We start from the raw sequence: 22,586 nt of genomic DNA on the forward strand, positions 1-22,586 counted from the left end.
CGATCGGTGCAGGCAAGGGGGGCGCAGTCATGACCGACGCCCCGCTGCAGGAGGTGCGCAAGGCCGTCTACCGGCCGGTGCGCGAGGGCAACGCGCTCGAAGACACCGTCGCGCGCCTGGTGCAGACGATCCGGCTCGGAGTCGTCGCGCCGGGGGAGTCGCTGCCGTCGGAGCGCGAGCTCGCCGTTCTGTACGCCGTGAGCCGGGACACCGTGCGCGAGGCGATCCGCGAACTCGCCGACACCGGCTACCTGGTGCGCCGCCGCGGGCGATACGGCGGCACGTTCGTCGCGGATCCGCTGCCGCAGCCGCCGCATCCGCGCGACGTCACGCCCGCCGAGCTCGAAGACGTCCTGGGCCTGCGGCGAGTGCTCGAAGCCGGCGCGGCCCGCGCCGCCGCAGGACGTACGCTCGACCCCGCCGCCCGCGACGAGCTGTGGGCGCGGTACGAGGTCGTGGCCGAGGCATCCGAATCCGACTATCGCCGGCTCGACACCCTCTTGCACCTGACGATCGCCGAGCTCGCCGGAGTCCCGTCCCTCGTCGCGCTCGCCGCCGAGAACCGCGCGCGCGTGAACGAGTGGCTCGACACGTTCCCCCTGCTGCCTCGCAACATCGAGCACTCCAACGTCCAGCACGAGCGGATCGTGACCGCGATCCTCGCCGGGCGACCGGATGCTGCGGAAGCCGCCATCCTCGAACACCTCGCCGGCTCGGAGGCCCTGCTGCGCGGCTTCCTCGCCTGACGTCGTTGCCGCGCCCACCGTTCGTCCTGTCTGTGGTTTCTCCGCTCACCTGTCACGAAGTGCTGAGCCGCGCGGCAGATCGCGGCAGGTGAGCAGAGGAGGCGGGGTTCTGCGGGCGATTACGCTGGACGGGTGGCAGGGAAGAAGCGCGCGAAGAAGGCGAAGAAACCGCTCGAGTTCCGCAACACGCAGCTCGGCGACGCGCTCCAGACCCAGGACATGGCCGCCGTCGCCTTCGCGCTGCGGCACGGGCCGACCGTCGTGCCGCTGATGCGGCCCGGCCACCGCGACAACCCGCTCGACGTCGGCGAGGTCTGGACCTACCGCGACGCGAGGACCGGCGACATCGCACTGCTGCTGTTCAGCGACGCCGCACACAAGCCCGAGACGCTGCCGCCGGGCGTCGCGCTCCAGTCGCCGGCGTGGCTGCGCTCCTTCCTCGGAGCGCACGAGAACGAGATCACCACCGTCTTCTTCGACATCGCCGGACCCCACCCGCTGCAGGCCTCGCCCGCCGACCTCATCGCCGCGCTCGACGCCTGAAGCGGATTCGGACACTCCGAGCGAAGGGTTTGCGTCCGCGGGGACCACGGGGCAGACTCACCGGGTGGAATTCCTGCTCGTCGGAGTCGTGTGCGCGGCTGGACTCGTGATCCCCATCATGCTCGGGTACGTCGACGCCGGGCGCCGACGCCGGCCTCGCGGCCGCTGAGCCGAACCTCAGAACCCGGGGATGTCCTCACCGGGCCGGGCTTTCGACCGTACCCGCACGTCACTGACGGCGCCGCCCAGCGATCCTGAGCGGTGGTCGATGACGTCCCGATAGCCGAGACGCGCTCCTTCGCTGCGCCGCTGCGTCGCCTGGGTGACGGGCCGCACCTCGCCGGCCAGGCTCAGTTCGCCGACCACGGCGATGTGCCGGGGAATCGTCCATCCCTCGACCGCGCTGGCCACGGCGAGAGCGATCGCGAGGTCGGCCGCGGGCTCGGCGAATCTCACCCCGCCGACCGTCGAGACGTACACGTCTTGATCCGAGGTCTTGATCTTCATCCGCTTCTCGAGGACCGCGAGCACGGTCGCGACCCGTGCGGCATCGACGCCGTTCACGATGCGCCGCGGGTTGCCCGACTTGCTGTCGATCGTGAGAGCCTGCACCTCGACGGGGAGCGCGCGTCGGCCTTCGAGCGCGATCGAGACGCACGTTCCCGGCTCGGTGCTGCCGTGCCCGAGGAACAGCGCGCTGGGGTCGGGAACCTCGGCGATGCCGGCGCCGGTCATGTCGAAGCATCCGACTTCGTCCGTCGGCCCGAAGCGGTTCTTGAGCGCACGCACGAACCGCAGCGACGTCTGCCGGTCGCCCTCGAACTGGCACACGACGTCGACGAGGTGCTCGAGGATGCGGGGCCCCGCGATCGAGCCGTCCTTCGTGACATGGCCGACGATGATCGTCGGCAGACCCCGCTCCTTCGCGATGCGGATCAGCGTCGCCGCCACCTCGCGCACTTGCGACGGATGCCCGGCCATGCCCTCCGACAGCGCTGACGACACCGTCTGCACCGAGTCGACGATGAGGAGATCGGGGGTCACGTCGTCGACATGCCCGAGGATCGTGGCGAGGTCGGTCTCGCTCGCGAGGTACAGCTCGTCGTGGAGGGCGCCGGTGCGCTCGGCACGCAACCGCACCTGCGCCGTCGACTCCTCGGCGCTCGCGTAGAGCACGCGGCGCCCGGCCTTCGCGGACTGCGCGGCGACCTCGAGCAACAGGGTCGACTTGCCGACGCCCGGCTCGCCGGACAGCAGGATGGCGGCGCCCGGCACGAGCCCGCCGCCGAGCACGCGGTCGAACTCGCCGACACCCGTGGTGCGCCGCGGGGCGTCGGACGTGTCGATGCGCGTGATCGGCTGGGCAGCGCGCCCCGCGCCGGGAGACACCGGCGTGACCGACCGGAGGATGCCGGTCTGCTCGGCGGCCTCGACCACGGTGCCCCACTGCTGGCACTCGCCGCAGCGCCCGACCCACTTGACCGTGGTCCAGCCGCACTCGGTGCACCGGTAAGGGACGGTCTGCGTCGGGCGTCGGGCAGCGGGCATGCGATGAGCCTACGTCCAGCCCGCGACATCTCCCGCGAGCCCGCGCGCGGGAACGACGGCCCCGCCCGCGCGGTTGAGGGGACGGATGCCGCGGGGCGCAGCATCCGTCCCCCTCACGTCGGCCCGATCAGCCGCGCAACGACTCCGCCACCTGTTTCAGCGCGTCGGCCGAGGCGTGGAACAGCTCGAGCTCATCGGGGGCGAACTTCGTCTCGCGGATGGGTACGGCGCCGGCCGCGCTCACGAGCGACGGCACCGACAGGGCCACGCCGTCGACGCCGTGGAAGTCGTGCAGCACGGGCGAGACGGGCATGACCGCGCGCTCGTCATTCAGGATCGCCTCGATGATGCGCGCGCTCGACAGGCCGATCGCATAATTCGTCGCGCCCTTGCCCTGGATCACCTTGTAGGCGGCGTCGCGCACGTCGATGGCGATCTGGTCGAGCTCCTCGACCGTCATGCGATCGCCCGCCGGGGTGACCCACTCGAGGATCGGGACAGTGCCGATCGTGGCCTTCGACCACAGCGGGAACTCGGTGTCGCCGTGCTCGCCCACGATGTACGCGTGCACGCTCGAAGTCGAGACCCCGGCGCGCTCGGCGAGCTTCCAGCGCAGACGCGATGTGTCGAGCACCGTGCCCGACGCGAAGATGCGCTCGGGCGGGAGGCCGGTCTGCTCCTGTGCGAGCACGGTGAGCACGTCGCACGGGTTCGTGACGATGACGTAGACGGCGTCGGGTGCCACGCTCAGCAGCTGCGGCATCATCGTCTTCATGATCCCGGCGTTCACCCCGGCGAGCTCGATGCGCGTCTGACCCGGATTCTGCTTCGCTCCTGCCGTGATCACGACGACGTGCGACCCCTCCACCACCGAGAGGTTGCTGCCGCCGATGATGTCGCTCGTGCCCGTGAACTGCGTGCCGTGCGCGAGGTCGAGCACCTCGGCCTCGGCCTTCTGGGTGGCGATGTCGTACAGGGCGACGTGGCGGGCGGAACCGCGGATGAGCGCGGCATATGCGGCGCTCGAGCCGACGCTGCCGGCTCCGACGATGGTGACTTTCGAATTCTCGATGACGGCCATGGCGCCAGTCTTGCAGTCCACGGATGCTGCGAGCCACCGCCGGCCGCCGGGTCTAAGGCGCGACGATACCCGAGTCGCGCGCGCGATCCGGATTGCGGATGCCGAAGAACGAGGTGATCCCACCAGCGATCATGAGCACGGCTGTGACGATGGCCGAGCGGTGGAAGCCCTCGAGGTCGAGCGCGCCCCCGACGATGGTGGCGAGCAGGGCGATGGCGAGGAGTCCGGCCACGCGCGCGACCGCGTTGTTCACGGCGGAGGCGATGCCCGAGCGCTCGGGCTCGATCGAGCCGAGGATCGCCGACGTCAGCGGTGCGACGGTGAGCGCCAGGCCGGCGCCCATCACGATCATGCTCGGCAGCACCTGCCACCAGTACGAGAAGACCGTCCCCACCGTGAGGAGCAGCAGCGCGCCGACGCCCATCGTGAGGGGCCCCACGGTCATGAAGAAGCGCGGCCCCCACCGGCCGCTCAGCGCGCCGACGCGGGAGCTGAAGAGGATCATCAGGATCGTCATCGGCAGGCTCGCGAGTCCGGCGAGGGTGGCGGGCAGGCCGGCGCCCTCCTGCAGGTACACGACCACGACGAGCCCATTGAGGGCCAGCGCGCCGTAGATGAACGTGGTCGCGACGTTGCCCGTCCAGAAGTTGCGCACGCGGAACAGGTCGAGCGGAAGGATCGGGTGCCGCACCGTGCGCTGCCGCAGCACGAACGCGAGGAAGAGCACTGCGCCGACGACGAGCGGGAGCCAGATCGCGGGGGAGGCCCACCCCTGATCGGGCTGCTCGATGAGGGCGAAGACCATGCTGCCGAGGCCGAGAGCGCACAGCGCCGCGCCGAGCCAGTCGATCGACGCATCGGGGCGCCGGGTGTCGCGGAACCCGCCCCGCGCGAGCAGCATGATCGTGATGCCGATCGGCACGATGTTGATGAGGAACGCCCACCGCCACGATGCGAAGTCGACCAGGATCCCGCCGAGCAGCGGACCGACGATCATGGCGGACGTGGTCGTCGCCGTCCAGATGCCGATGGCACGACTCTGCGCCGGTCCGCTGAAGTTGGAGGTGATGAGCGCCAGCGAGCTGGGAACGAGGAACGCGCCCGCCGCTCCCTGCACGGCCCGCGCGACGATGAGGAACTCGGCCGTCGGAGCCGCGGCGATGGCCAGGGAGGCGACGCCGAAGCCGATGAGCCCGATGCGCAGCACGAGCACCCGCCCGTAGGCGTCGCTCACGGCTCCCGCGACGAGGATCAGCGCACCGAGCGTGATGAGGTACGCGTCGACGACCCACTGCTGCGTGGTGATGCCGCCGCCCAGTTCGTCGCTGATCGCCGGCAGGGCGACGTTCACGATCGTGCCGTCCAGGAACGCGACGAACGAGGCGAGCACCGCGATCCACAGCACGTACCGCTGCGTCGTGGCCATACGTCCCGCGACGGATGCCGCCTCCGCCGGATGATCGTGGGTCACGGTCTCCACGCTAGACCCGCCCGGCGACACCGGTTGGCGGTGACGGTGGGATCTGAACCCATGACCCCGACCTGCATCTCGAGCTCCCGGAGCCGCGAGACGACACCGGCGATGTCCGGGTCGACTGCCGCCGTCACGCGTTCTGTACGGCGGATTCGAAGACGAGTGCGCGGACCCCGTCGACGTTCGTCGCGATGATCTGGAATTCGTGGCGGGCCACGTCCGCGTGAAGGGCCGCCTCGTGCTCGCCGTTGACCCAGGTGAGGATGAGAGCGCCGTCATCCGAGCTGCCCTCGAGCCGGAGTTCGCCGTCGAACGCCGCGTGCTCGCTCCGGAAGCGGAGGATGTCCAGGAGCTGTGCGACGTAAGGGCGGCGGACCCTCTCCACGATCTCCGCGGTCGTGTAGTCATGCCTGTTGATCCCGCGCGGGTCCCCCGAGGCCTTCAGCGCGTCGACGTCGTTCTCGCCGAACAGGAGACCGACGTAGTAGACCTGCGGGATTCCGGGGACGAACAACTGGAGGACGCGCGCGAGCAGATAGGCGTCGTCATCCTCGTCGAGGGCGGAGTAGAAGCTCGACATGAGCTGATACTGCCGCGCCTTCTCGGCGCCGCGCTTGACCATCCCCGGGGGCGCCTTCACGAACTGCCGACTGTCGGCGATCTTCGCGTTGACGCGGTCGGACACCAGATCGATCTCGTCGTCGGAGAGCAGGCCCGCGACGTCCACCACCCCGATGCCGTCGTGGGTGTCGAGCGTCGTGAACTGCTTGCGGGGGCAGATCTCGATCCAGTGGCGCAGCCGGTCGGTGCGCCCGCTCATGAGCGCGTGCAGCATCAGCATCGGCAGCGCGAAGTCGTACACCCAATGCCCCCGCGCGGCCATTGCCAGCTGGACGCGGTAGTTCTCGTGGATCTCGGGCAGCATCTGCGTACCGCGCTCGCGGAGCGGCTCCATCCCGATGTCCAGCACCTCCCACACGTCGGGCTCGACGAAGAAGCAGCTCGTCCCCGGACGCTTTGTGGCGTATGCGAACGCGTCGAAGCGAATCAGCGGGACCAGATCGGCGAGCCGCCCGAGGTTGCGCCGGAAGTACTCCTGAGTGGCTTCGCTCCGCGGATCGATGTCGACCTGCTCGTCGAAGAAGGTGTTCCACAGCCGCACCTCGGTGCCGTCGGCGCGGGTGAACATCTTGTAGGGTCCCTGTGCCTTGCGCCGGTACAGCATCGCCATCTCCTCCTCGGTGGGCTCGCCCGCCGGCCAGAACTCGTCCCAGTGGACGAACATCTCGCGGTACGGGGAGTCCTCTCCGCGCTCCATGTAGTCACGGAACTCGGCGGAGCGGATGGATACATGGTTGATCATGAAGTCGGCCATGACATAGTACTTCTCCGCGATGCGACGCAGGTCGTCCCAGTCGCCGAACGCCGGGTCCACCTCGTCGTAGTCGATGACGGCGAAGCCGCGATCACCCGAAGAGCGGAAGAAGGGCAGCACGTGAACTCCGCCGAAGGCGCCCGCGAACTCCCGATCCATGACCGCTTCGAGACGGGCGAGATCGCCGCCGAGGCTGTCGGCGTAGGAGATGAGCATCGGCTGGTTCGAGATGGGTTTCATGGTGTTTCTTTCCGTGCTGAGGAGCGGGAGCGCAGGCTGACGGCGATGTACACGAGCAATGCGACGGCGATGGGGATCAGCATCCACACGAACATGACCGAATAGGCATCCGTCCCGCTTCGATCCTCGGTGTGGGCCATGGACACGATCCATCCGGCGACGACGGGCATCACCAGATACGCCAGGTCGACGCCCATATATGTGGTGCTGCCGGCCACTCCGCGACGTTCCTTCGACACGGACAGCAGTGCGAGGCTCTGGATCGCCGGTTGGCACACGCCGTAGCCGAACGCCGAGAGGACCCCGGCGAGGACGAATTCCGCCAGCGTCCGCGCGTTCGCGATGAGGACGAAGGACGCGGCGAAGAGCAGCATTCCGGGCACGACGACGCTGAGCAGACCGAAGCGATCGGCGACACGACCGGCCACCGGGCGGCTGATCAGGAGGGTCGCGGCGTACACGGTGAAGAAGAATCCGATGTCCGCCACGCCGGCTCCCTTCGCATAGATCACGATGAAGGAGTTCACGGCGGAGTATGCGCCCGCCAGGAAGAACATCACGATGGCGGCGGGCAGGGCCTCGGGCGCCACGATCCGTCGCCACGTGATCCGGAGGGGCCCCGTCTCCTGTGCCGGCGGACTCGACACCGCGAACGAGAGCAAGAGAGCGAGCACGATGAATCCGCCGCTGATGAGGAATGTGCCGCGGTAGTCGAGCACGCCGATCAGCCATATTCCGAGTGCCGGTCCGGCCGCCATGGCGACGGCCTGACCGAGGGAGAACACCCCGATCCCCGAGGCCATCCGCGACGAGGGGAGGGCATTGCTGGCCAGCATGAGAGCCACTGGCGCGAGAAGCCCCATGCCCATCCCGTGCAGCAGTCGCCCGACGACCAGCACGGCGATCGAATCCGCGAACGAGTAGCAGACGAAGGCGGCGAGTATGAGAAGTGCCGTCACGGCGAGCAGTCGGCTGTGCCGGAAGCGGAACGTGGCCGGCCCGACGAAGGGACGGACTCCCAGCGCCGTCACCGCGAAGATGCCCGCGACGACGCCGATGACCAGAGCAGACGCTCCGAGATCCGAGGCGTACAGCGGCACGATCGCCAGCGCGATGTACTGCGCAATGCTGATCACGAGATTGATGACGAGGATCAGCGCGAATCCCCGCGACCAGATGGTCGCGGGGCGCACACGCCCGCGACGCCGTCGCGGCCCCTCGCGCTCGCGTTCCGCGGCGGCGTCGCGCTCGCTTACCGACGACGTCACCCCGCCACCTCATCGGCGAGGAGGTCGTCGATCAGGTGCGCCATGTGCGTGGAGAGCAGCGCATGATGGTCGGTCATGAAGAGCACACCGGCGCACGTCGACGCATGAAGGCCCAGGAGATGCGTCGCAATCCATTCGATCGGGACGTGCAGGGTGCCCTCCGTGAGCACGGTCTCGATGGTCATCGCGCGGAGCGTGTCGTCCACCACGCACCCGATCGACCCCGCCGCGAAGGTGAGTCTGCGTCCGCCGGACAGGAGGTACTCCGCCGTCGACCCGTCGGCCGCGACCGACACGGATCCCCCGAAGGCCTGAGCCAAGAAGGTCACCGGGACGAGGATGTGCTCGCCTCGGGGTAACGGGTCGCCGACGACCCCGTGGTACTTCCACGCGGTGCGCCGGATCGCGGTGCCGCCCAACGCCACGGGCCGACCCGCGACCCATGCTCGCGACCGGGCGTCCGCGACCGCCACGGCGGCGAGGTCTCCCTCGCGCGGCGCGCGGGGGGCATCCGTGATCACCGCTCCGTCTTCGGCGCGGCGCTGCCCCGAGAAGAGGTGGCTCCAGACGAGCTCCGCCTCGTCGAAGGTCTGACCGTGGTCGCGGTTCTTGACGTCGCGGAAGACGAAGGGCGCCGCTCCTCCCTCGTAGAACGCGAAATTGTCGTGGCCGTCGATACGGAGTCGCGGCAGACGATCACAGCCGTTGACCGCGAGCCAGTAGTCGCGGTTGCCTCGGAAGACCGCGCGGTCGGTCCCTCCCGCGAAGGGAGGCGCTGTGTCGTACTCGCACAGGGTCAGCCAGGTCGGGACGGGTCCGCTCCGGTTCAGCGGCAGCCCGTCCGCGTCGTAGAGAAGCCCGAGTGCCGAGGGGCCGCCCGATCCTGCGACGCCGGCGAGGAGCGCGCCATACCGCCGAGCGAACTGGTCGCCCATGGAGTTCCCCATCGACATCCCCTGGATGTAGACGCGTCGGGTGTCGACGGCGTACTCGCCACACGCCCACTGGATGAGGGCCATGATCGACTTCATGTCGGCGAAGTCCTCGATGGTGTCCGCGGGCGGATCGAGGTAGACCATGGCCGGGTTCGGCGTCGTCGCCGCCTCGATGTGCTCGGCGGCGACGTCCAACGTCCACATCCGTCGGGAAGTCGCGTTCGGGAACACGACGATGAAGCCCTCCCGCTCGGCGATCATCGTCCATGAGCTGTACACGGCCTGCCCCCAGCCGGTCATGAGGCCACCGTGCAGCGACACGACCAGTGGCGAGGGAGCGGAAGGATCGTAGTTCTCCGGCACGAAGGAGTACCACTCGTGCGCGACGCCGTCGGAGAGCACGGCCCGGTGCTCGCGGAGACGAGCGGGATACGGCTGCGAGTTGTTCCCGTTCTCGTTCACCACCACCCGCGATTCCTTCAGGCTCTCAGGCAGATACTCACGGTTGTCGTCGTCGGGGTCGCCGGCCCGCAGCTGAACGGACGATGGCGGGCGGAGCGCCACGCGCGGGGCCTCATCAGCGGATCGGTCGGATGTCGGCTCGTTCAAAATCGGTTCGACTCCTGCATCGGGAGGCGGAAGAAGTCGAGGGCACGCTGGATCGCCGCATCCCAGAACCGCCATTCGTGGTCGTGTCCGGGGCTGGTCCAGAACTCAGCGTCCAGTCCGCTGCCCTCGGCGTGGGCACGGAACTCCGGGAAGAGACGGTCGGCGAGCAGATCGTCGCCGCCGACCGCGAAGAACAGACGCGGCAGGTCGCCGCTCGCTGCCAAGCGCTCGACGAGGGCCCAGGTGTTGTCTGGAGAATCCCGGTATGCAGCGAGTCCGCCCGCATTCTCGACCTGACCGCGCAGTCGGCGCATCATGAAGTCGTCCGAGCCGGCGAGTGTCTCCTCGTCGATGGCGGACAGATCGACGGGCGCGGCCGACAGCACAGCGGCGGCGGCGAATCGATCCGGGTGGTTCACGGCGAACTTCATGGCGCCGCGGCCACCCATCGAGAGACCCGCGATGAAGTTGTTCTCACGCGCGGCGGAGACCGGAAGACTCCCGTAGATCATCGGCATCAGTTCATCGGTGAGGTAGTCGTACGCGTGGTACCCCAGCGAGAAGCCGGACCAGTTCGAGTAGTCGCTGTTCAGCGCGCTCGGCATGACGACGGCCAGCCCCCGCTCCTCGGCGTAGACCTCGATGTTGGTCTTGCGCAGCCAATCGGTGTGATCGCCGAACGTCCCGTGGAGCAGCCAGAGAACAGGGTGGCGCCGATCGGCAGCGAAGTGCTCCGCAGGCGTGCGAGTGCGCGGCATGTCCGGAAGAATCACCGTGATCTCCGTGTTGCCCCGCAGCATCCGGCTTTCGAAGTTCCATGTCATCACCGACATGCTGACCCCTTTCGGTCGGGAGTCGAACGGCGCAGCGGGCGGGAACCAGCGTGGGAACTGCCGTTCGACAATTCACGCTAGCAAAGCTAACATTTAGCTCGGAGGTGTTACCCGATGGTTCGACGAAATGGAGTGAGGCTCCGAGACGTGGCGGATCGCGCGCGCGTCTCATCGACCACGGCGTCGGTGGTCCTCGGCGGGCGTGCGGACGAGTTCCGAATCGCACCCGAGACTCGTGATGCCGTGCTCGAAGCGGCCCGCCACCTCGGCTATGTCCGGGTCCCGTCATCGCGCCGTTCGCGAGCATCGACCCCGCCGCTGTGGGTGATCCTGACCCCGAGCGACTTCGAGTCGGGACCGATCAGGCAGTTCTTCGAGGGTGCGAGCGCGTTCGTGCGCGACAACGGCCTCGCCGTCGACTGCATGGTGCTGCCGTTCGAGCGCGGGCGACTCTCCGAGAAGTCGCAGTGGATCACCCCGGAGTTCGCGCGGGGCGCCATCATGGTCGGCCTCACCGACGAAGATGTCGCGTTCATCGACGAGCACTCGTTCGACATCCCGATCGCGCTGTACAACCGCACGGCGCGGGGGTGCGCATCCGTGGTCGTTGACGACTACGGCGCCGGGCGAACGGTCATGCAGCACTTCCTCGAACGCGGCCTGCGCCAGTTCGCCGTCGTTGCGCCGCCGCACGCCAGCCGCGCTCTCAGCCTGCGTACCGTCGGATTCTCCGACACGCTCCGCCAAAGTGGAGGAGCGGATTCATCCGCACAGGTTCAGCAGGTCTTCGCCGATGTCTACGATGCGGCCGGCTTCGACGCAGCGATCGACGCCATATCGATCGACGAGCGCACGGGGATCTTCGTGTTGAACGATCAGATGGTGGCTCGCGTGATGGAGGGGCTGACCCGGAGGGGTCTCACCGTGCCGGACGATGTCGAGGTGGTGTCCTACGGGGATAGTCCGATCAACACGGTCGTGCGCCCCGCTGTGTCGAGCGTGAGGGTGCCCGTCGACGAGATGAGCCTCGAGTGCGCGAGGACGCTTCAGCAGTCGGTCACGAACCGCGACGCCATGATCGGCGTCATCCGCTCGTTCGAGACCACCCTCGTCGTTCGCGCGAGCTCCCCAGCGACGGTATGACGCCGACGGCAGCGCACGCTGCCGTCGGCGTCATACCATCACATCGCGCGTCAGCGCACTCCTTTGATCCGGTAGACGAGCAGCCCGCCCGCGAACGACACGGCCGCTGCGGCCAGGAACCAGGTCGCGTAGCCGGCCCCGAAGAGTGAATCGCCCAGCGGGATGAAGATGATCCCTGCGAAGAACGGCGCAAAGGCAACGGGCAGCAGGTTCGCGATGTTGAGGATGCCGAGATCCTTGGCGATCTGATTCTTGTCGGGCAGCACCTCGATGCAGAGCGCCATGTCGACCGCGAGGAAGAGCCCTCCGCCCATCCCGATCAGCGCCTGGCCCACGAGCAGCGCGACGAGCCCGGCGGAGATACCGAATGTCGGCGCGATGGCGAAGAGGGCGACGCCCGAGGACGTGATCACCGCGCCCCAGGTCACGAACACACGGCGCTTGCCGACGCGGTCGCTCCATACTCCACCGATGAGCGCGAACGCCACGTTGAACACGGTCATGACGATCGTGCAGTAGAGATTGAACTGCAGCTGGTCCCCGGGGGCGGTCATTCCGAAGTTCGTGGCCAGGTAGAGCGGGAGGTACGTCACGATCGACGCGTAGCCGAACACGAACATCGCCTTCGTGAGCCATGCCCACCCGAGGTCGCGGTACTTCACGGGGTTGAAGACGAACGCTGCGAAGAACTCCTTGACGTTGAACCGCGCCGGACGGCTCTTCAGCACGCGATCCTTCAGGGTCAGCGCGAAGACGAGTCCCGCGACCAATCCGATGACGGCGGGGATGCCCATGCGGAGCAGGTCCGTCGGCAGGAGAGTGAGGCCGAACGCACCGAGGACGATGCCGATCGGGGCTGTCGCCCCGACCAGCCCGGAGACGCGACCGCGTCGACGCTCGGGCACCTGGTCTGCGATGGTGGCGGTCAATCCCGCCTGCGCGACGTTGACGAACAACTGCGCGCCGGACCATCCCATCGCGACCACGGCGACGCTCGGCGCGAGCGGGATGACCAGCAGTGACAGGAAGGTGCCGACCGTCCCGACCACGATCCATGGCTTGCGCATGCCCCAACGCGACGTGGTGCGGTCTGACAGCCGCCCGATGAGCGGCTGCGTGACGATCGCGAACAACCCGCCGATGCCGGTGACGATCCCGAGAGCAGTGCCCGCCTCCTCCAGCGGTACGAGCGACTGGATCTTCACCGCCATGCCACCGAGGCCCGGAGCGAAGATCGCGAGGAAGAGGCCGATCGATGCGAAGAAGTACTTCGCTCGGTAACCGTTCGGCTCACGAAGAGCGGTCGCCGAGGGCACCTCCTCCATATCGACGGCGGTGGTGGCCAGGGGCAGATCTGGTGTCGGGGTGGTCATGGGGACTCCTTTGTCGGGCTTCAGGAGACGGTGTCTTCCTGAGTACTATCAAGCTAACAGGGCTGATATTTAGCACGATATGTCGGCCCTCGCTGCGCCGATTCTCCTGGGGCGATTCACGCGAGCGCGCGAGCGGTGAACTCCTCCCGCACCCATCTGGATGCCCGGGCGAGCGCAGCATCCGGCACCACGCCCTCGAAACCATGAAAACCGCCGCCCCACATATGGAGGTCGACGCTCACGCCGGCCTCGGAGAGCCGCCGCGCGTAATCGAGGATCTCGTCTCGGAAGGTCTCGACGGATCCGCAGTCGATGTACGTCCGAGGCAGACCCGACAGATCCTCCGCACGCGCCGGCGCGGCGTATGGCGACACATCGTCACCGCCGCGCTTCTCGCCCAGCAGCGCCGTCCATCCGAACTCGTTCGACTCCCGATCCCATCCGCCCTCGTCGAGCAGCATCTGAGAGCTGTGCGTGGTCATGCGGTCGTCGAGCATGGGACAGATCAGGATCTGATGCGTCAGAGCGGGCCCGCCGAGATCCCTCGCCATCAGCGCCGTGCCCGCTGCGAGACCGCCGCCGGCACTCATCCCGCAGATGATCAGACGGTCCGGGTCGGCTCCGATCTCGGTGGCGTGCTCCGAGAGCCAGCGCAGCGCCGCGTAGCAGTCCTCGACAGGGGCGGGGTGCGGGTGCTCGGGAGCGAGCCGGTAGTCGACAGAGACCACGACGAGTTCGCCCCGTGCGACGCGCTCCAGGAAGAGCACGTCAGGACCCAGGCGCGCAGAGCCGAGGACCATTCCGCCGCCATGGGCGTAAAGGACGGCGGGCGCGATGGCTGCGCCGTTCGACGGGCGCAGGATCAGCGCAGGCACCTCAGGCGCGCCGTGCAGTCCGGGCACGGTGATCTCCTCGACGACCACCGCTCCTCCGGCCGTCAGGTCTGGTTCGGGGAGGTCGGGGATCCCGTCGACCATCATCTGACGCATCTGCGGGAGGGAATCGGCGAGCAGCTTGGGCATGAAGGAGGTCATGGCTTCGAGCTGCGGCACCAGCTCCTCGTCGAACGGCGGGCGGACGGTCGGAGGGAGGGTGGTCATGGGAACTCCTGTCTCGGAAAGGGTGACGGTCGGGTGCTGCGGATTCGAGGTCTCGACGGGCATCAGGCGAGAAGATCCGCGATCAGGTACGCCATGTTGCGCGACCGCTCGGCGTGGTGATCGGTGATGTAGAGGACGCCGCCACAGGTCGTGGTGTGCAGACCGCCGGGCTCTCTGCGCTCGCGCCCCGCACTCGAGCGATGAACGAGAAGCGCGCCGGAACCTCTTCGCGTGGGCGGCCGGGGAGCAGGACGGAGACCGAGGTCCTTCGCACGAGATGGCGACTCTCGAAGGTCCAGGTGAGGACGGACACAGCGACTCTTTCGTCGTGCTAAATCTTTCATAGATTAGCTGAATGTTTCTGGTCTCGGATGCTATCCAGAGGCGGTCAAGCTTGTCAACCAGAGACCTGCCGGCGGATCCTTCGGCTGTCAGCCCTCTGTTTCTCGCGATTTTGAGGGAGTGACCGCTCGGTAAGGCGCGAATTGTCGTCTGAGGGTTCGGAGCTAAATGTTTAGCCGTCGGTGCTTGATGGGCGGTGGTTGCAGACCAAGTTGAGAGCGCGCTCAGATTCCTCTCCCACGGTGACGACCGTGGTCACGCCGATCGCGCAGATGAGCCGCGATGCCGCGCGCTCCGAGCCGGAACCGCAGGATTCGCACGCGGAAACCGCCGGCATGGGCCCGCGTCACGCCGCCCGTGCGGACAAAGTGGGAACGAAACGGCCTTCATCTGTCCGAGGTCTGTTCCCGAACGCAGATCAGCCCCATAGAAAATGGGGCTGATCTGGGAAAATGGCGGTGACGGTGGGATTTGAACCCACGGTAGGGGGTTACCCTACACAACTTTTCGAGAGTTGCACCTTCGGCCGCTCGGACACGTCACCGCCGACAAGCTTACGACACGACGACGGGATGCCGCGAATCGGTGCTGTGCGCGCAGGCTCGAGGTCGAGCAGAATGGCCTCGACGGCCGCGTGGTCGTCCGAGCGGAAGAGAGATCGGCGTGGCAGCGATAGACGGCAAGTGGGCGCTCGAGGTCGCGACGTTGGCGGGTTCCCACCACTTCGACGTCACCCTGATCACCGTCGGCAGCTCGCTCACCGGCACCGCGATCGGCCCCACCGGCCCGATCGCGATCCGCGGTGGCACGGTCTCGGGCGACACGGCCGAGTTCTCGCTCGACCTCGTCGCGCCGCTGCCGATGTCGCTGGCCGTCACGCTGCACGTCGTCGGCAACCGGCTGACGGGCACCGCGCAGGCCGGTCCGTTCCCGCCGTCGACCATCGTCGGCACGCGCACCGGCTGAGCCGGCTCAGACGAGCCTCACGACCTTCGCTGATCACCCGGCACCTCTACCCCAGGGGTCGCGGGTGCGCCAGCGGCATCGTGGCCGCCATCATCCAGCGGGGAAGGCGGAACGTCGGACGGTCCGTGCCGAGCGCGTCGACCCCGGCCATCTCGGCGGGGCTGAGCTCGAAATCGAAGACGTCGATGTTCGCCGCGATGTGCGCGGGATTGGTCGACTTCGGAATCGCCACGAACCCCCGCTGCACGTGCCAGCGCAGGATCACCTGCACTGCCGACTTCCCGTGCGCAGCCGCCGCTCCCACGACCGCGGGCTCTGCCGGCAGCGTGGTCGAACCGTGACCGAGCGGGTACCACGCCTCCGCCGCGATCGCGTGCTGGGCGAGGTAGGGGAGCAGCTCCGGCTGCTGCCAGTGGGGGTGCAGCTCCACCTGGTCCACGGCGGGTGGGATCCGCGCCACCGAGCGCAGGCGTTCCAGGTCGGACACGGTGAAGTTGCTCACCCCGATAGCCCGGACGACGCCCCGGTCGACGGCATCCTCCATCGCCCGCCACGCCCCCTTCACGTCGCCGACGGGCTGGTGCAGCAGGAGCAGATCGAGGGGTCCGCAGTCGAGCCGTTCCCGCGAGCCGTCGATCGCGGCGCGCGCCTTGTCGTATCGGTAGTCGGAGGGCCACAGCTTCGTCGTGAGGAAGATGTCCTCTCGCGGGACTCCGGACGAACGGATGCCGCGTCCCACCGCCCGCTCGTTGCGATACACGGCCGCGGTGTCGATGAGCCGGTACCCCGAGCCGAGGGCGGACCTCACGCTCGACTCGCACACTGCGACGTCGGTCACGAGGTAGACGCCCAGGCCGAGCTGCGGCATCCGTGCTCCGCTCGAAAGCGGGATGCTGGTCACCACGCCTGCCTCCTCCTCGGGGTGCTGGAGGCGCCTCTCGGGTCTCTCAACGACTGTAGGTTGTGCGCGGTCCCGGCGGGAGCCCCCCTCGCGTCACGACGCCGAATCTCCCGGTAGCCTGGAGTGTGTGCGGGAACTGTCGGAGGCGGGCGTCGAGTTCGTGCACGAGCGACACATCGGCACGCTTTCGACGCTGGCGCCGTGGGGCGGCATCCATGCGGTGGCGGTCGGCTTCACGCTGCACGACGGGGTGCTGCGGATCATCACGTCGCGCGACTCGCAGAAGGTCCGCAACGTGCGGCGCGACGGCACCGCCACGATCAGCCAGGTCGACGGCGCTCGCTGGCTCTCCTTCCAGGGCACAGCGGCGGTCCATGATGACCCCGACGAGGTCGCGCTCGCGGTGGCCCTCTATACCGAGCGGTACCGCCCGCCGCGCGTGAACCCGCTCCGCGTCGCCATCCTTCTGACCCCTGCGCGCGCGATGGGCAGCGGCGGCCTCTTCCGAGAGGACCGCGCCGCCTCCTAGGGTCGTGCGACGAAGATCCTCGGCGGCCTCCGGGTGGAGCCGACGCCGTACGCTGGGCATCCGCCGACGACGCCGTACCGGGGAGTTCTCGCCGAGCGCGACCGGCTCCTCGCCCGCAAGAAACGGCAAATGCGCCGACGCCTTCGCCATCGAGTCCGGACGGCTGATCGCGGCCATCTAGAGCCAGCGACGCACCCGCGCGCGGTAGCCGTCGTACTCGGCGCCGAACTTCTCGCCGAGGTAGCGCTCCTCGGGCGCGACGGCGCCCCACCACAGGGCCGCCACCCCGAGGGGCGTGAACACGAGCGCCCAGAACGACGGCCACAACAGCGCCAGACCGACGTCGAGCGCGATCAGACCGAGGTGCAGCGGATTCCGGCTCACGCGGAACGGACCGCGGTCGAGGATCTCGCGCGTCGCACCGCCCGGCAGCAGCGCGGTGCGGTGCCTGGCCATGAGCCACATCGCCCAGCCGTTCCAGAGTGCGAACGCGACGACGAGGATGACGGCCAACGCACGGGAGGGCCCGATCGGCAGAGTGACCGGGTCGCCCGCGACGGCCGTGAGGATCCACCCGGCCACGAGCGGGACCCCGAGCGCGACCGGCGGCCAGATCCGGTAGGCCGGCGCGTCCGCCATGCTCGCAGTGTAACCCGGGCGCCCCTGCCCTACCGTGGGCCCATGGACGGACTCCTGCTGGCGCTGGCGCTGGTCTGCGCGGTGGTGAACTCGCTCGGCATCTTCGGGGGGCGGCAGACGCTGCGGGACCAGAGCCCGGACGACCGTGAGGCGCGCGCGACGGCCTGGTATCTGATCGTCCGTTGCGTCGCGATGGTCGTCGCCGCGCTGATCGGCGCCGCCGCCGTCGCGTTCGCGTGGGCGTGGGAGGTGTCGGGCTGGATCTTCGCGATCGCCGCCATCACGGCGATCGTGCAGCTCTTCGACGTGCCGGTGTGGCTGTCGCGGCGCAGACGAGGGAGCGCTGCGGTCGCGGGCGGGCTGGTCGTCGCCGTCATCGCTCTCGGCGCCCTCGCTCTCGGCCTGAGCTGAGCTGAGCTGAGCTGAGCCGAGCCGGCGCCGCCGATCCGGCGTCGGACACCATCCGACTCGCCTCGGGGTACCGCTGCTGCCGCCCGACGCCTAAGGTCGCGAGGGTGGGTATCCGCAGCTTCGAGCACGTCGGCGTCATCGTCCAGGATCTGGAGGCGGTGGCGGACTTCTTCGACGTGCTGGGGTTCCGCCGCAGTGAGAAGGCGCGCGTCGGCGGCCCGTGGGCCGATCGTGTCAACGGGCTGACCGGCACTGACGTCGAGATGGTCTTCCTCACCGCGCCCGACGGCTCGGGGGCGATCGAGCTCTCGCGGTTCCTGCGACCGGAGAGCCCGGCATCCGTCGGCGATCTCCCGTCGAACACGCTGGGCCTGCGCCATCTGGCCTACCGCGTCGATGACGTCGAGGCGTTGCTCGGAAAGGTCCGCGCTGCGGGGTACGACACCATCGCCGAGCTCGTGAACTACGAGGACCAGTGGCTCGTCTGCTACGTGCGCGGCCCGGAGGGTCTCATCATCGAACTCGGGCAGCGGCTCGACGACTGAGCCCACGACCCAGGAGGGCGGCGGCTCGAGCTGCGCGCGCACTTCCGGCGCCGTCTCCGGCGACAGCCCGACGAGCGCCGGCACGAACATGAGCGCGACGCCGATGACGATGACCGGCATCACCGCCTCCTGCACGCGGGCCGGGATCGTGGCTCAACGAGCGAGGACGGCCAGGTGCCCGGTCGTTGAGCGAAGGACGCTCTGGCGCGCGCTGGAGTTCGCCCGCTCGCTCGGCTTCGACCACATCTGGACCCAGGAGCGCATGCCTCCGCTGCCGTGGGACGCCGTGATCGAGGCATCCAACGCCCCGCAGCTTCCCGCGAAGGCGCTCGAGCTGGTCGAACCCGGCGGGCGGGTCGTCTACATCGGCCTCGCGGGAACTCCGAGCCTCATCCACACCCGCGCCCTGGCGCTGACGGACGTCACGGCCGTCGGCGTGCTCAGCGCCTCACCCGGCCTCCCGGGCACCATCGACGCCTCCGCCGTCGTCGACCCGCGCCCGCTGGTCGCCGCGACGGTCACTCTCGAGGTGCTGCCCGCGATCCTCGCCGGCACGCGGCCGGAAGGGGCGGGGCCCGGCCCGAAATCCCACGTCGCGCTGTGACCGCACACGGGAACGCCCCCGGGCCGCAGCCGGGGGCGTTCGATCTGTCAGCGGAGCGGACTCAGGCGGGCTTGGTGTAGGTGTCGTTGCTGAAGCCGGTGATGAAGTACCCGATCGGGTTGAGCAGGAACAGCAGGAAGAAAGAGAACGCGCCGCCGTGGCCGAATGCGCGGCCGTTGCGGAAGGCGACGATGATCGCGAGCACGAGGTTGGCGATGGGCACGAACCAGAGGAGTCCGAGCCAGGCCGAGTACCCCGCGACCTTGACGAGCACGAACAGGTTCACGATCGGGATGATCGCGAGCCATCCGGGGTAGCCGGCCTTCGTGAACGTCTTCCAGTAGGCGGCGATCGAGGCGATCCAGTAGATGAGGCCGACGACCACGTAGCCGAAGACGGCACCGGCGGAGACGCCCTGGTTGATGGGTTCGATGTCTGAGAGCAAGATCATGCGCTGAGCGTATTGGGTTCACGTGGCGAGAGCCGGGAGCGCCATGACAAGAAATCGGAGACGTGTCGAGGCCGATCAGGCGACCCTGGTGCCGCCCGCCCGCTCGATGCTCAAACGCGTTGACGCGGCGGGGTCTGACGCGGCGTGCGGGAACGGATGCCGCGGGGCGCGGCACCCTTTCCCCGCACCGGTTCAGAGCCAGTGGCGCTTGCGGAAGACCCAGTACAGCGTGAGGCTCGTGGCCGCCATGAGGGCGAGCGCCATCGGGTAGCCGAGCGGCCATTCCAGTTCCGGCATGTACTCGAAGTTCATGCCGTAGATGGTGCCGACGAGCGTGGGCCCGAAGAGGATCGCGGCCCATCCCGAGATCTTCTTGACCTGCTCGTTCTGCACGAGCGCTGTATCGGTCTGGCGCTGCGTGACGATCGTCGCGTTGACGGTGAGGGCGTTGTCGAGGATCGAGCGGAACGCCGCGGTCTTGTCGATGATGCGCAGGGCGTGGTCATGCACGTCGCGGAGCGAGCGCTGCAGTTCGAGGTCGACCTCGTACTTCGGCGCGCCGCGCTGGAGCGATTCGAGCATGTCGGCGAGCGGCGCGACCGCGCGCTGCAGCGTGATCACCTCGCGCGACAGGTCGTAGATGCGCTTTGAAAGCGAGACGCCGCCATTCTCGAACAGCGCGTCCTCGATCTCGTCGATGTCGTTCTCGACGCCTTCGACGACCGGCGTGTATTCGTCGACCACCTCGTCGAGGATCGCGTACAACACGGCCTCGGGCCCGAGGGCGAGCAGCTCGGGCTCCTGCTCCATCCGCCGACGAACCCGGCTCAGGTCGGGGGACTCCGCATGCCGGATCGTCACGATGAAGTCGGGGCCGACGAAGACGTGCAGTTCGCCGAAGTCGACCGTCTCGCTCTCATCGATGTACCGCGCCGGACGCAGCACCACGAAGAGGATGTCGCCGTAGCGCTCCAGCTTCGATCGCTGGTGTCCGGTGAGCGCGTCCTCGACCGCGAGCGAGTGCAGGGCGAACTCGTCGGCGACCTGGGCGATCTCCTCCGGGGTCGGGCGGAAGAGCCCGATCCACGCCATCCCGTGCTGCGCGCGGGTGTACTCGAAGGTCTCGGCGAGGCTCGACGGATTCTCGATCCGCTTACCGGCGACGTACACGCCGTTGTCGACGATGGGCATCGGGCAATTCTCCCTGGTGCGCGGCTCGGCGGGCAACGATCCTCACGTTTCTCCGACGGACGGACGGTGCGCATTCGCGTCGGCGACGAGGACACGCTGGGTCGGGCCTGGATCGTGGCGGACACCGCGGACCGGCACGCCCTCGCGCTGGCTCACGCTGATCGGCACGCGAGTGCTCAATCGGTGGGATGCCTCCACCTGGGAGGGCTTCCGCCTTCGGCGAACTTCGGCCGCAGCATCCGTCACGGGTCGACACTGGTCTCGTGGACGACCAGGAGGCACTCGACGCCTACTCCTCGACGGTCATGCGCGTTGCGCAGATCGTGCTGCCCTCCGTCGCGGCGGTGAGTGTGCGCACCCGCCAGGGCGCGGGTGCGGGCAGCGCGTCGGTCATCACGTCGGAGGGGCACCTGCTCACGAGCGCGCATGTGGTCGAGGGCGCGATCGGGGTGGAGGTCGCGTTTCCGGACGGCACGGTGGCGGCGGCACCCGTCATCGGCGCCGATCCGCTGTCGGACCTCGCCGTGCTCCGCGCCGACATCGACACCCCGCCCCCGTTGACGATGGGGGATGCCTCGAAGCTCGGAGTCGGGCAGCTCGTGGTCGCCCTCGGCAATCCACGCGGGTTCTCGGGCAGCGTGACCGCGGGGATCGTGTCGGCACTCGGACGCTCGCTGCCGACCCGCTCGGGTCGGGTGATCGACGAGGTGATCCAGACCGACGCGGCCCTCAACCCGGGAAACAGCGGAGGAGTGCTCGCCGACAGCGCGGGCCACATGGTCGGCGTCAACACCGCCGTCGCCGGCATCGGGCTGGGGCTCGCGGTGCCGATCAACGCGACGACGCGCGAGATCATCGACGCCCTGCGAGTCGAGGGGCGTGTGCGGCGTGCGTGGCTGGGCATCGCGGGTTCGACCGTGCCGCTCGGGCCTGAGGTCGCGGCGAAGGCCGGGTCGAAGGTCGGGATGCAGGTGGTGTCGGTTTCTTCGAACAGTCCCGCCGCCGTGGCCGGCGCCCGCATCGGCGATATCGTGCTGTCGCTCGACGGCGTCCCGATCGCGGATCCGACGGCGTTGCAGCGTCGCATGGTCGAGGGGGCGATCGGTCGCCGCATGGAGATGACGGTCTGGCGCAACGGCGCGTTGGTCGACGTCGTGGTGCTGCCGGAGGAACTGCGGGTGCGCTGAACGCGCGGGATCTACGCTGTGACTGTCGCCGAAGGAAGGAGTCGCGGTGTCCACCTATGACGAGCACTTCTCTCACGCCCACGTGCCGGGGCCGGGTGAGTCGAGCATCCCTGAGCTCGAGGTCGACGAGACGATCCCGCCGCGACCTGAGGAAGAGATCGCCGATGTCGCGCGCGCGGAGCCCGACGTCGAAGACCACAGCCACCATCGGAACATCGTGCGGGTGTGGCGCGGAGTGATCCGCACAGAGGACCGCGACGAATATGTCGAGTATGTCGAGCGGACGAGGATCGAAGAGTATCGCTCGATCCCTGGAAACCGGGGTGCGTGGACGCTCACGCGCGAACTTCCCAACGGTCTGACGGAGATCCTCACGGTCTCGCGGTGGGACAGCCTGAGCAGCATCCGAGGATTCGCGGGCGACGACATCGACAGGGCGGTGTACTACCCGGACGACGATCGGTTCCTCGTCGAGCGGGACGACACCGTGCGCCATTACGTGCAGCGCCGCTGACCTGTCGCGGGCACGCACGTGTCGTCGTCGACGCCGAG

23 protein-coding genes and 1 tRNA gene are annotated in these 22,586 nt (G+C 68.5%); 10 read left to right on the forward strand and 14 right to left on the reverse strand.

Annotated elements, in window-relative coordinates:
- Positions 1-29 precede the first annotated feature (29 nt).
- Complete coding sequence (locus tag MRBLWH3_RS05780) at positions 30-746, forward strand: FadR/GntR family transcriptional regulator (RefSeq protein ID WP_363429553.1); 717 nt, start codon at positions 30-32, stop codon at positions 744-746.
- 132 nt (positions 747-878) lie between these two features.
- The gene (locus tag MRBLWH3_RS05785) at positions 879-1,289 is read left to right on the forward strand and encodes a dehydrogenase (protein ID WP_363429555.1); all 411 of its coding nucleotides are present in this window, start codon (positions 879-881) and stop codon (positions 1,287-1,289) included.
- A gap of 177 nt (positions 1,290-1,466) precedes the next feature.
- Here the strand turns inward: MRBLWH3_RS05785 and radA are convergent, their stop codons facing one another.
- The 7 genes from radA to MRBLWH3_RS05820 form a co-directional block, all read right to left on the reverse strand.
- Positions 1,467-2,837, reverse strand: coding sequence for a DNA repair protein RadA (radA, locus tag MRBLWH3_RS05790; protein WP_363429558.1), 1,371 nt, complete (start codon positions 2,835-2,837; stop codon positions 1,467-1,469).
- Positions 2,838-2,964: 127 nt separating this feature from the next.
- Positions 2,965-3,918 carry an L-lactate dehydrogenase gene (locus MRBLWH3_RS05795; RefSeq protein WP_363429560.1) on the reverse strand — a complete coding sequence of 318 codons (954 nt, stop codon included), beginning with the start codon at positions 3,916-3,918 and terminating at the stop codon, positions 2,965-2,967.
- 52 nt (positions 3,919-3,970) lie between these two features.
- Positions 3,971-5,344: an MFS transporter gene (locus MRBLWH3_RS05800; protein WP_363435329.1), complete on the reverse strand. Its 1,374-nt coding sequence runs from the start codon at positions 5,342-5,344 to the stop codon at positions 3,971-3,973.
- 178 nt (positions 5,345-5,522) lie between these two features.
- Positions 5,523-7,007, reverse strand: a complete 1,485-nt coding sequence (gene gtfA, locus MRBLWH3_RS05805; protein WP_363429562.1) for a sucrose phosphorylase — start codon at positions 7,005-7,007, stop codon at positions 5,523-5,525.
- Positions 7,004-8,275 (reverse strand): MFS transporter, encoded by a 1,272-nt coding sequence (locus MRBLWH3_RS05810; protein WP_363429564.1) that lies wholly within the window; start codon positions 8,273-8,275, stop codon positions 7,004-7,006. The genes gtfA and MRBLWH3_RS05810 overlap by 4 nt, the downstream gene beginning before the upstream one ends.
- The gene (locus MRBLWH3_RS05815) at positions 8,272-9,774 is read right to left on the reverse strand and encodes a stalk domain-containing protein (protein ID WP_363429566.1); all 1,503 of its coding nucleotides are present in this window, start codon (positions 9,772-9,774) and stop codon (positions 8,272-8,274) included. The genes MRBLWH3_RS05810 and MRBLWH3_RS05815 overlap by 4 nt, the downstream gene beginning before the upstream one ends.
- A 41-nt stretch (positions 9,775-9,815) precedes the next feature.
- Entirely contained in the window at positions 9,816-10,652 is an 837-nt protein-coding gene (locus MRBLWH3_RS05820; protein WP_363429568.1) for an alpha/beta hydrolase, read from the reverse strand.
- A gap of 147 nt (positions 10,653-10,799) precedes the next feature.
- Between MRBLWH3_RS05820 and MRBLWH3_RS05825 the strand changes: the two genes are divergently transcribed.
- Entirely contained in the window at positions 10,800-11,795 is a 996-nt protein-coding gene (locus tag MRBLWH3_RS05825) for a LacI family DNA-binding transcriptional regulator (protein WP_363429570.1), read from the forward strand.
- 50 nt (positions 11,796-11,845) lie between these two features.
- Here MRBLWH3_RS05825 and MRBLWH3_RS05830 read toward each other — a convergent pair whose 3' ends face one another.
- The 3 genes from MRBLWH3_RS05830 to MRBLWH3_RS05840 all read right to left on the reverse strand — a co-directional run bounded on the left by MRBLWH3_RS05830 (position 11,846) and on the right by MRBLWH3_RS05840 (position 15,154).
- Positions 11,846-13,168, reverse strand: coding sequence for an MFS transporter (locus MRBLWH3_RS05830; RefSeq protein ID WP_363429572.1), 1,323 nt, complete (start codon positions 13,166-13,168; stop codon positions 11,846-11,848).
- A 116-nt stretch (positions 13,169-13,284) separates the two neighbouring features.
- Positions 13,285-14,268: an alpha/beta hydrolase gene (locus MRBLWH3_RS05835; protein WP_363429574.1), complete on the reverse strand. Its 984-nt coding sequence runs from the start codon at positions 14,266-14,268 to the stop codon at positions 13,285-13,287.
- A gap of 795 nt (positions 14,269-15,063) precedes the next feature.
- Positions 15,064-15,154, reverse strand: a tRNA-Ser gene (locus MRBLWH3_RS05840).
- 119 nt (positions 15,155-15,273) lie between these two features.
- Here MRBLWH3_RS05840 and MRBLWH3_RS05845 point away from each other — a divergent pair.
- Positions 15,274-15,576, forward strand: a complete 303-nt coding sequence (locus MRBLWH3_RS05845) for a hypothetical protein (protein WP_363429576.1) — start codon at positions 15,274-15,276, stop codon at positions 15,574-15,576.
- A gap of 46 nt (positions 15,577-15,622) precedes the next feature.
- Here MRBLWH3_RS05845 and MRBLWH3_RS05850 read toward each other — a convergent pair whose 3' ends face one another.
- Positions 15,623-16,480, reverse strand: coding sequence for an aldo/keto reductase (locus tag MRBLWH3_RS05850; protein ID WP_363429578.1), 858 nt, complete (start codon positions 16,478-16,480; stop codon positions 15,623-15,625).
- 124 nt (positions 16,481-16,604) lie between these two features.
- Here MRBLWH3_RS05850 and MRBLWH3_RS05855 point away from each other — a divergent pair, with 124 nt between their 5' ends.
- Positions 16,605-17,006, forward strand: a complete 402-nt coding sequence (locus tag MRBLWH3_RS05855) for a PPOX class F420-dependent oxidoreductase (protein ID WP_363429580.1) — start codon at positions 16,605-16,607, stop codon at positions 17,004-17,006.
- A 177-nt stretch (positions 17,007-17,183) separates the two neighbouring features.
- Here MRBLWH3_RS05855 and MRBLWH3_RS05860 read toward each other — a convergent pair whose 3' ends face one another.
- A complete protein-coding gene (locus MRBLWH3_RS05860; RefSeq protein WP_363429582.1) occupies positions 17,184-17,645 on the reverse strand; it encodes a methyltransferase family protein in 462 nt (153 codons plus the stop codon).
- A 42-nt stretch (positions 17,646-17,687) separates the two neighbouring features.
- Here MRBLWH3_RS05860 and MRBLWH3_RS05865 point away from each other — a divergent pair, with 42 nt between their 5' ends.
- From MRBLWH3_RS05865 to MRBLWH3_RS05875, 3 genes are all read left to right on the forward strand, one after another.
- The gene (locus MRBLWH3_RS05865; protein ID WP_363429584.1) at positions 17,688-18,056 is read left to right on the forward strand and encodes a hypothetical protein; all 369 of its coding nucleotides are present in this window, start codon (positions 17,688-17,690) and stop codon (positions 18,054-18,056) included.
- 104 nt (positions 18,057-18,160) lie between these two features.
- Positions 18,161-18,601, forward strand: a complete 441-nt coding sequence (locus MRBLWH3_RS05870; RefSeq protein ID WP_363429586.1) for a VOC family protein — start codon at positions 18,161-18,163, stop codon at positions 18,599-18,601.
- Between the two features lie 88 nt (positions 18,602-18,689).
- On the forward strand, positions 18,690-19,205 hold the full coding sequence (locus tag MRBLWH3_RS05875) for a zinc-binding dehydrogenase (RefSeq protein ID WP_363429588.1): 516 nt from the start codon (positions 18,690-18,692) through the stop codon (positions 19,203-19,205).
- Between the two features lie 61 nt (positions 19,206-19,266).
- On the opposite strand, the gene MRBLWH3_RS05880 is transcribed toward MRBLWH3_RS05875, so the two are convergent.
- Both MRBLWH3_RS05880 and corA read right to left on the reverse strand, forming a co-directional pair.
- Positions 19,267-19,656 (reverse strand): DUF5684 domain-containing protein, encoded by a 390-nt coding sequence (locus MRBLWH3_RS05880; protein ID WP_341994504.1) that lies wholly within the window; start codon positions 19,654-19,656, stop codon positions 19,267-19,269.
- A gap of 192 nt (positions 19,657-19,848) precedes the next feature.
- Positions 19,849-20,847, reverse strand: a complete 999-nt coding sequence (gene corA, locus MRBLWH3_RS05885) for a magnesium/cobalt transporter CorA (RefSeq protein WP_363429590.1) — start codon at positions 20,845-20,847, stop codon at positions 19,849-19,851.
- Positions 20,848-21,110: 263 nt separating this feature from the next.
- Here corA and MRBLWH3_RS05890 point away from each other — a divergent pair, with 263 nt between their 5' ends.
- Entirely contained in the window at positions 21,111-22,034 is a 924-nt protein-coding gene (locus MRBLWH3_RS05890; protein WP_363429592.1) for a S1C family serine protease, read from the forward strand.
- Positions 22,035-22,080: 46 nt separating this feature from the next.
- Positions 22,081-22,548, forward strand: coding sequence for a hypothetical protein (locus MRBLWH3_RS05895; protein ID WP_363429594.1), 468 nt, complete (start codon positions 22,081-22,083; stop codon positions 22,546-22,548).
- Positions 22,549-22,586 lie beyond the last annotated feature (38 nt).

Origin of the sequence: Microbacterium sp. LWH3-1.2 (assembly GCF_040675855.1) — a bacterium.
Taxonomy (GTDB): Bacteria; Actinomycetota; Actinomycetes; order Actinomycetales; family Microbacteriaceae; genus Microbacterium.

Bases quoted from the DNA above. Each gene is read 5' to 3' on its own strand.
- MRBLWH3_RS05780 (WP_363429553.1), top strand. From the start codon at position 30: ATGACCGACGCCCCGCTGCAGGAGGTGCGCAAGGCCGTCTACCGGCCG.
- radA (WP_363429558.1), bottom strand. From the start codon at position 2,837: ATGCCCGCTGCCCGACGCCCGACGCAGACCGTCCCTTACCGGTGCACC.
- MRBLWH3_RS05795 (WP_363429560.1), bottom strand. From the start codon at position 3,918: ATGGCCGTCATCGAGAATTCGAAAGTCACCATCGTCGGAGCCGGCAGC.
- MRBLWH3_RS05800 (WP_363435329.1), bottom strand. From the start codon at position 5,344: ATGGCCACGACGCAGCGGTACGTGCTGTGGATCGCGGTGCTCGCCTCG.
- gtfA (WP_363429562.1), bottom strand. From the start codon at position 7,007: ATGAAACCCATCTCGAACCAGCCGATGCTCATCTCCTACGCCGACAGC.
- MRBLWH3_RS05820 (WP_363429568.1), bottom strand. From the start codon at position 10,652: ATGTCGGTGATGACATGGAACTTCGAAAGCCGGATGCTGCGGGGCAAC.
- MRBLWH3_RS05830 (WP_363429572.1), bottom strand. From the start codon at position 13,168: ATGACCACCCCGACACCAGATCTGCCCCTGGCCACCACCGCCGTCGAT.
- MRBLWH3_RS05835 (WP_363429574.1), bottom strand. From the start codon at position 14,268: ATGACCACCCTCCCTCCGACCGTCCGCCCGCCGTTCGACGAGGAGCTG.
- MRBLWH3_RS05860 (WP_363429582.1), bottom strand. From the start codon at position 17,645: ATGGCGGACGCGCCGGCCTACCGGATCTGGCCGCCGGTCGCGCTCGGG.
- MRBLWH3_RS05865 (WP_363429584.1), top strand. From the start codon at position 17,688: ATGGACGGACTCCTGCTGGCGCTGGCGCTGGTCTGCGCGGTGGTGAAC.
- MRBLWH3_RS05875 (WP_363429588.1), top strand. From the start codon at position 18,690: ATGAGCGCGACGCCGATGACGATGACCGGCATCACCGCCTCCTGCACG.
- MRBLWH3_RS05880 (WP_341994504.1), bottom strand. From the start codon at position 19,656: ATGATCTTGCTCTCAGACATCGAACCCATCAACCAGGGCGTCTCCGCC.
- corA (WP_363429590.1), bottom strand. From the start codon at position 20,847: ATGCCCATCGTCGACAACGGCGTGTACGTCGCCGGTAAGCGGATCGAG.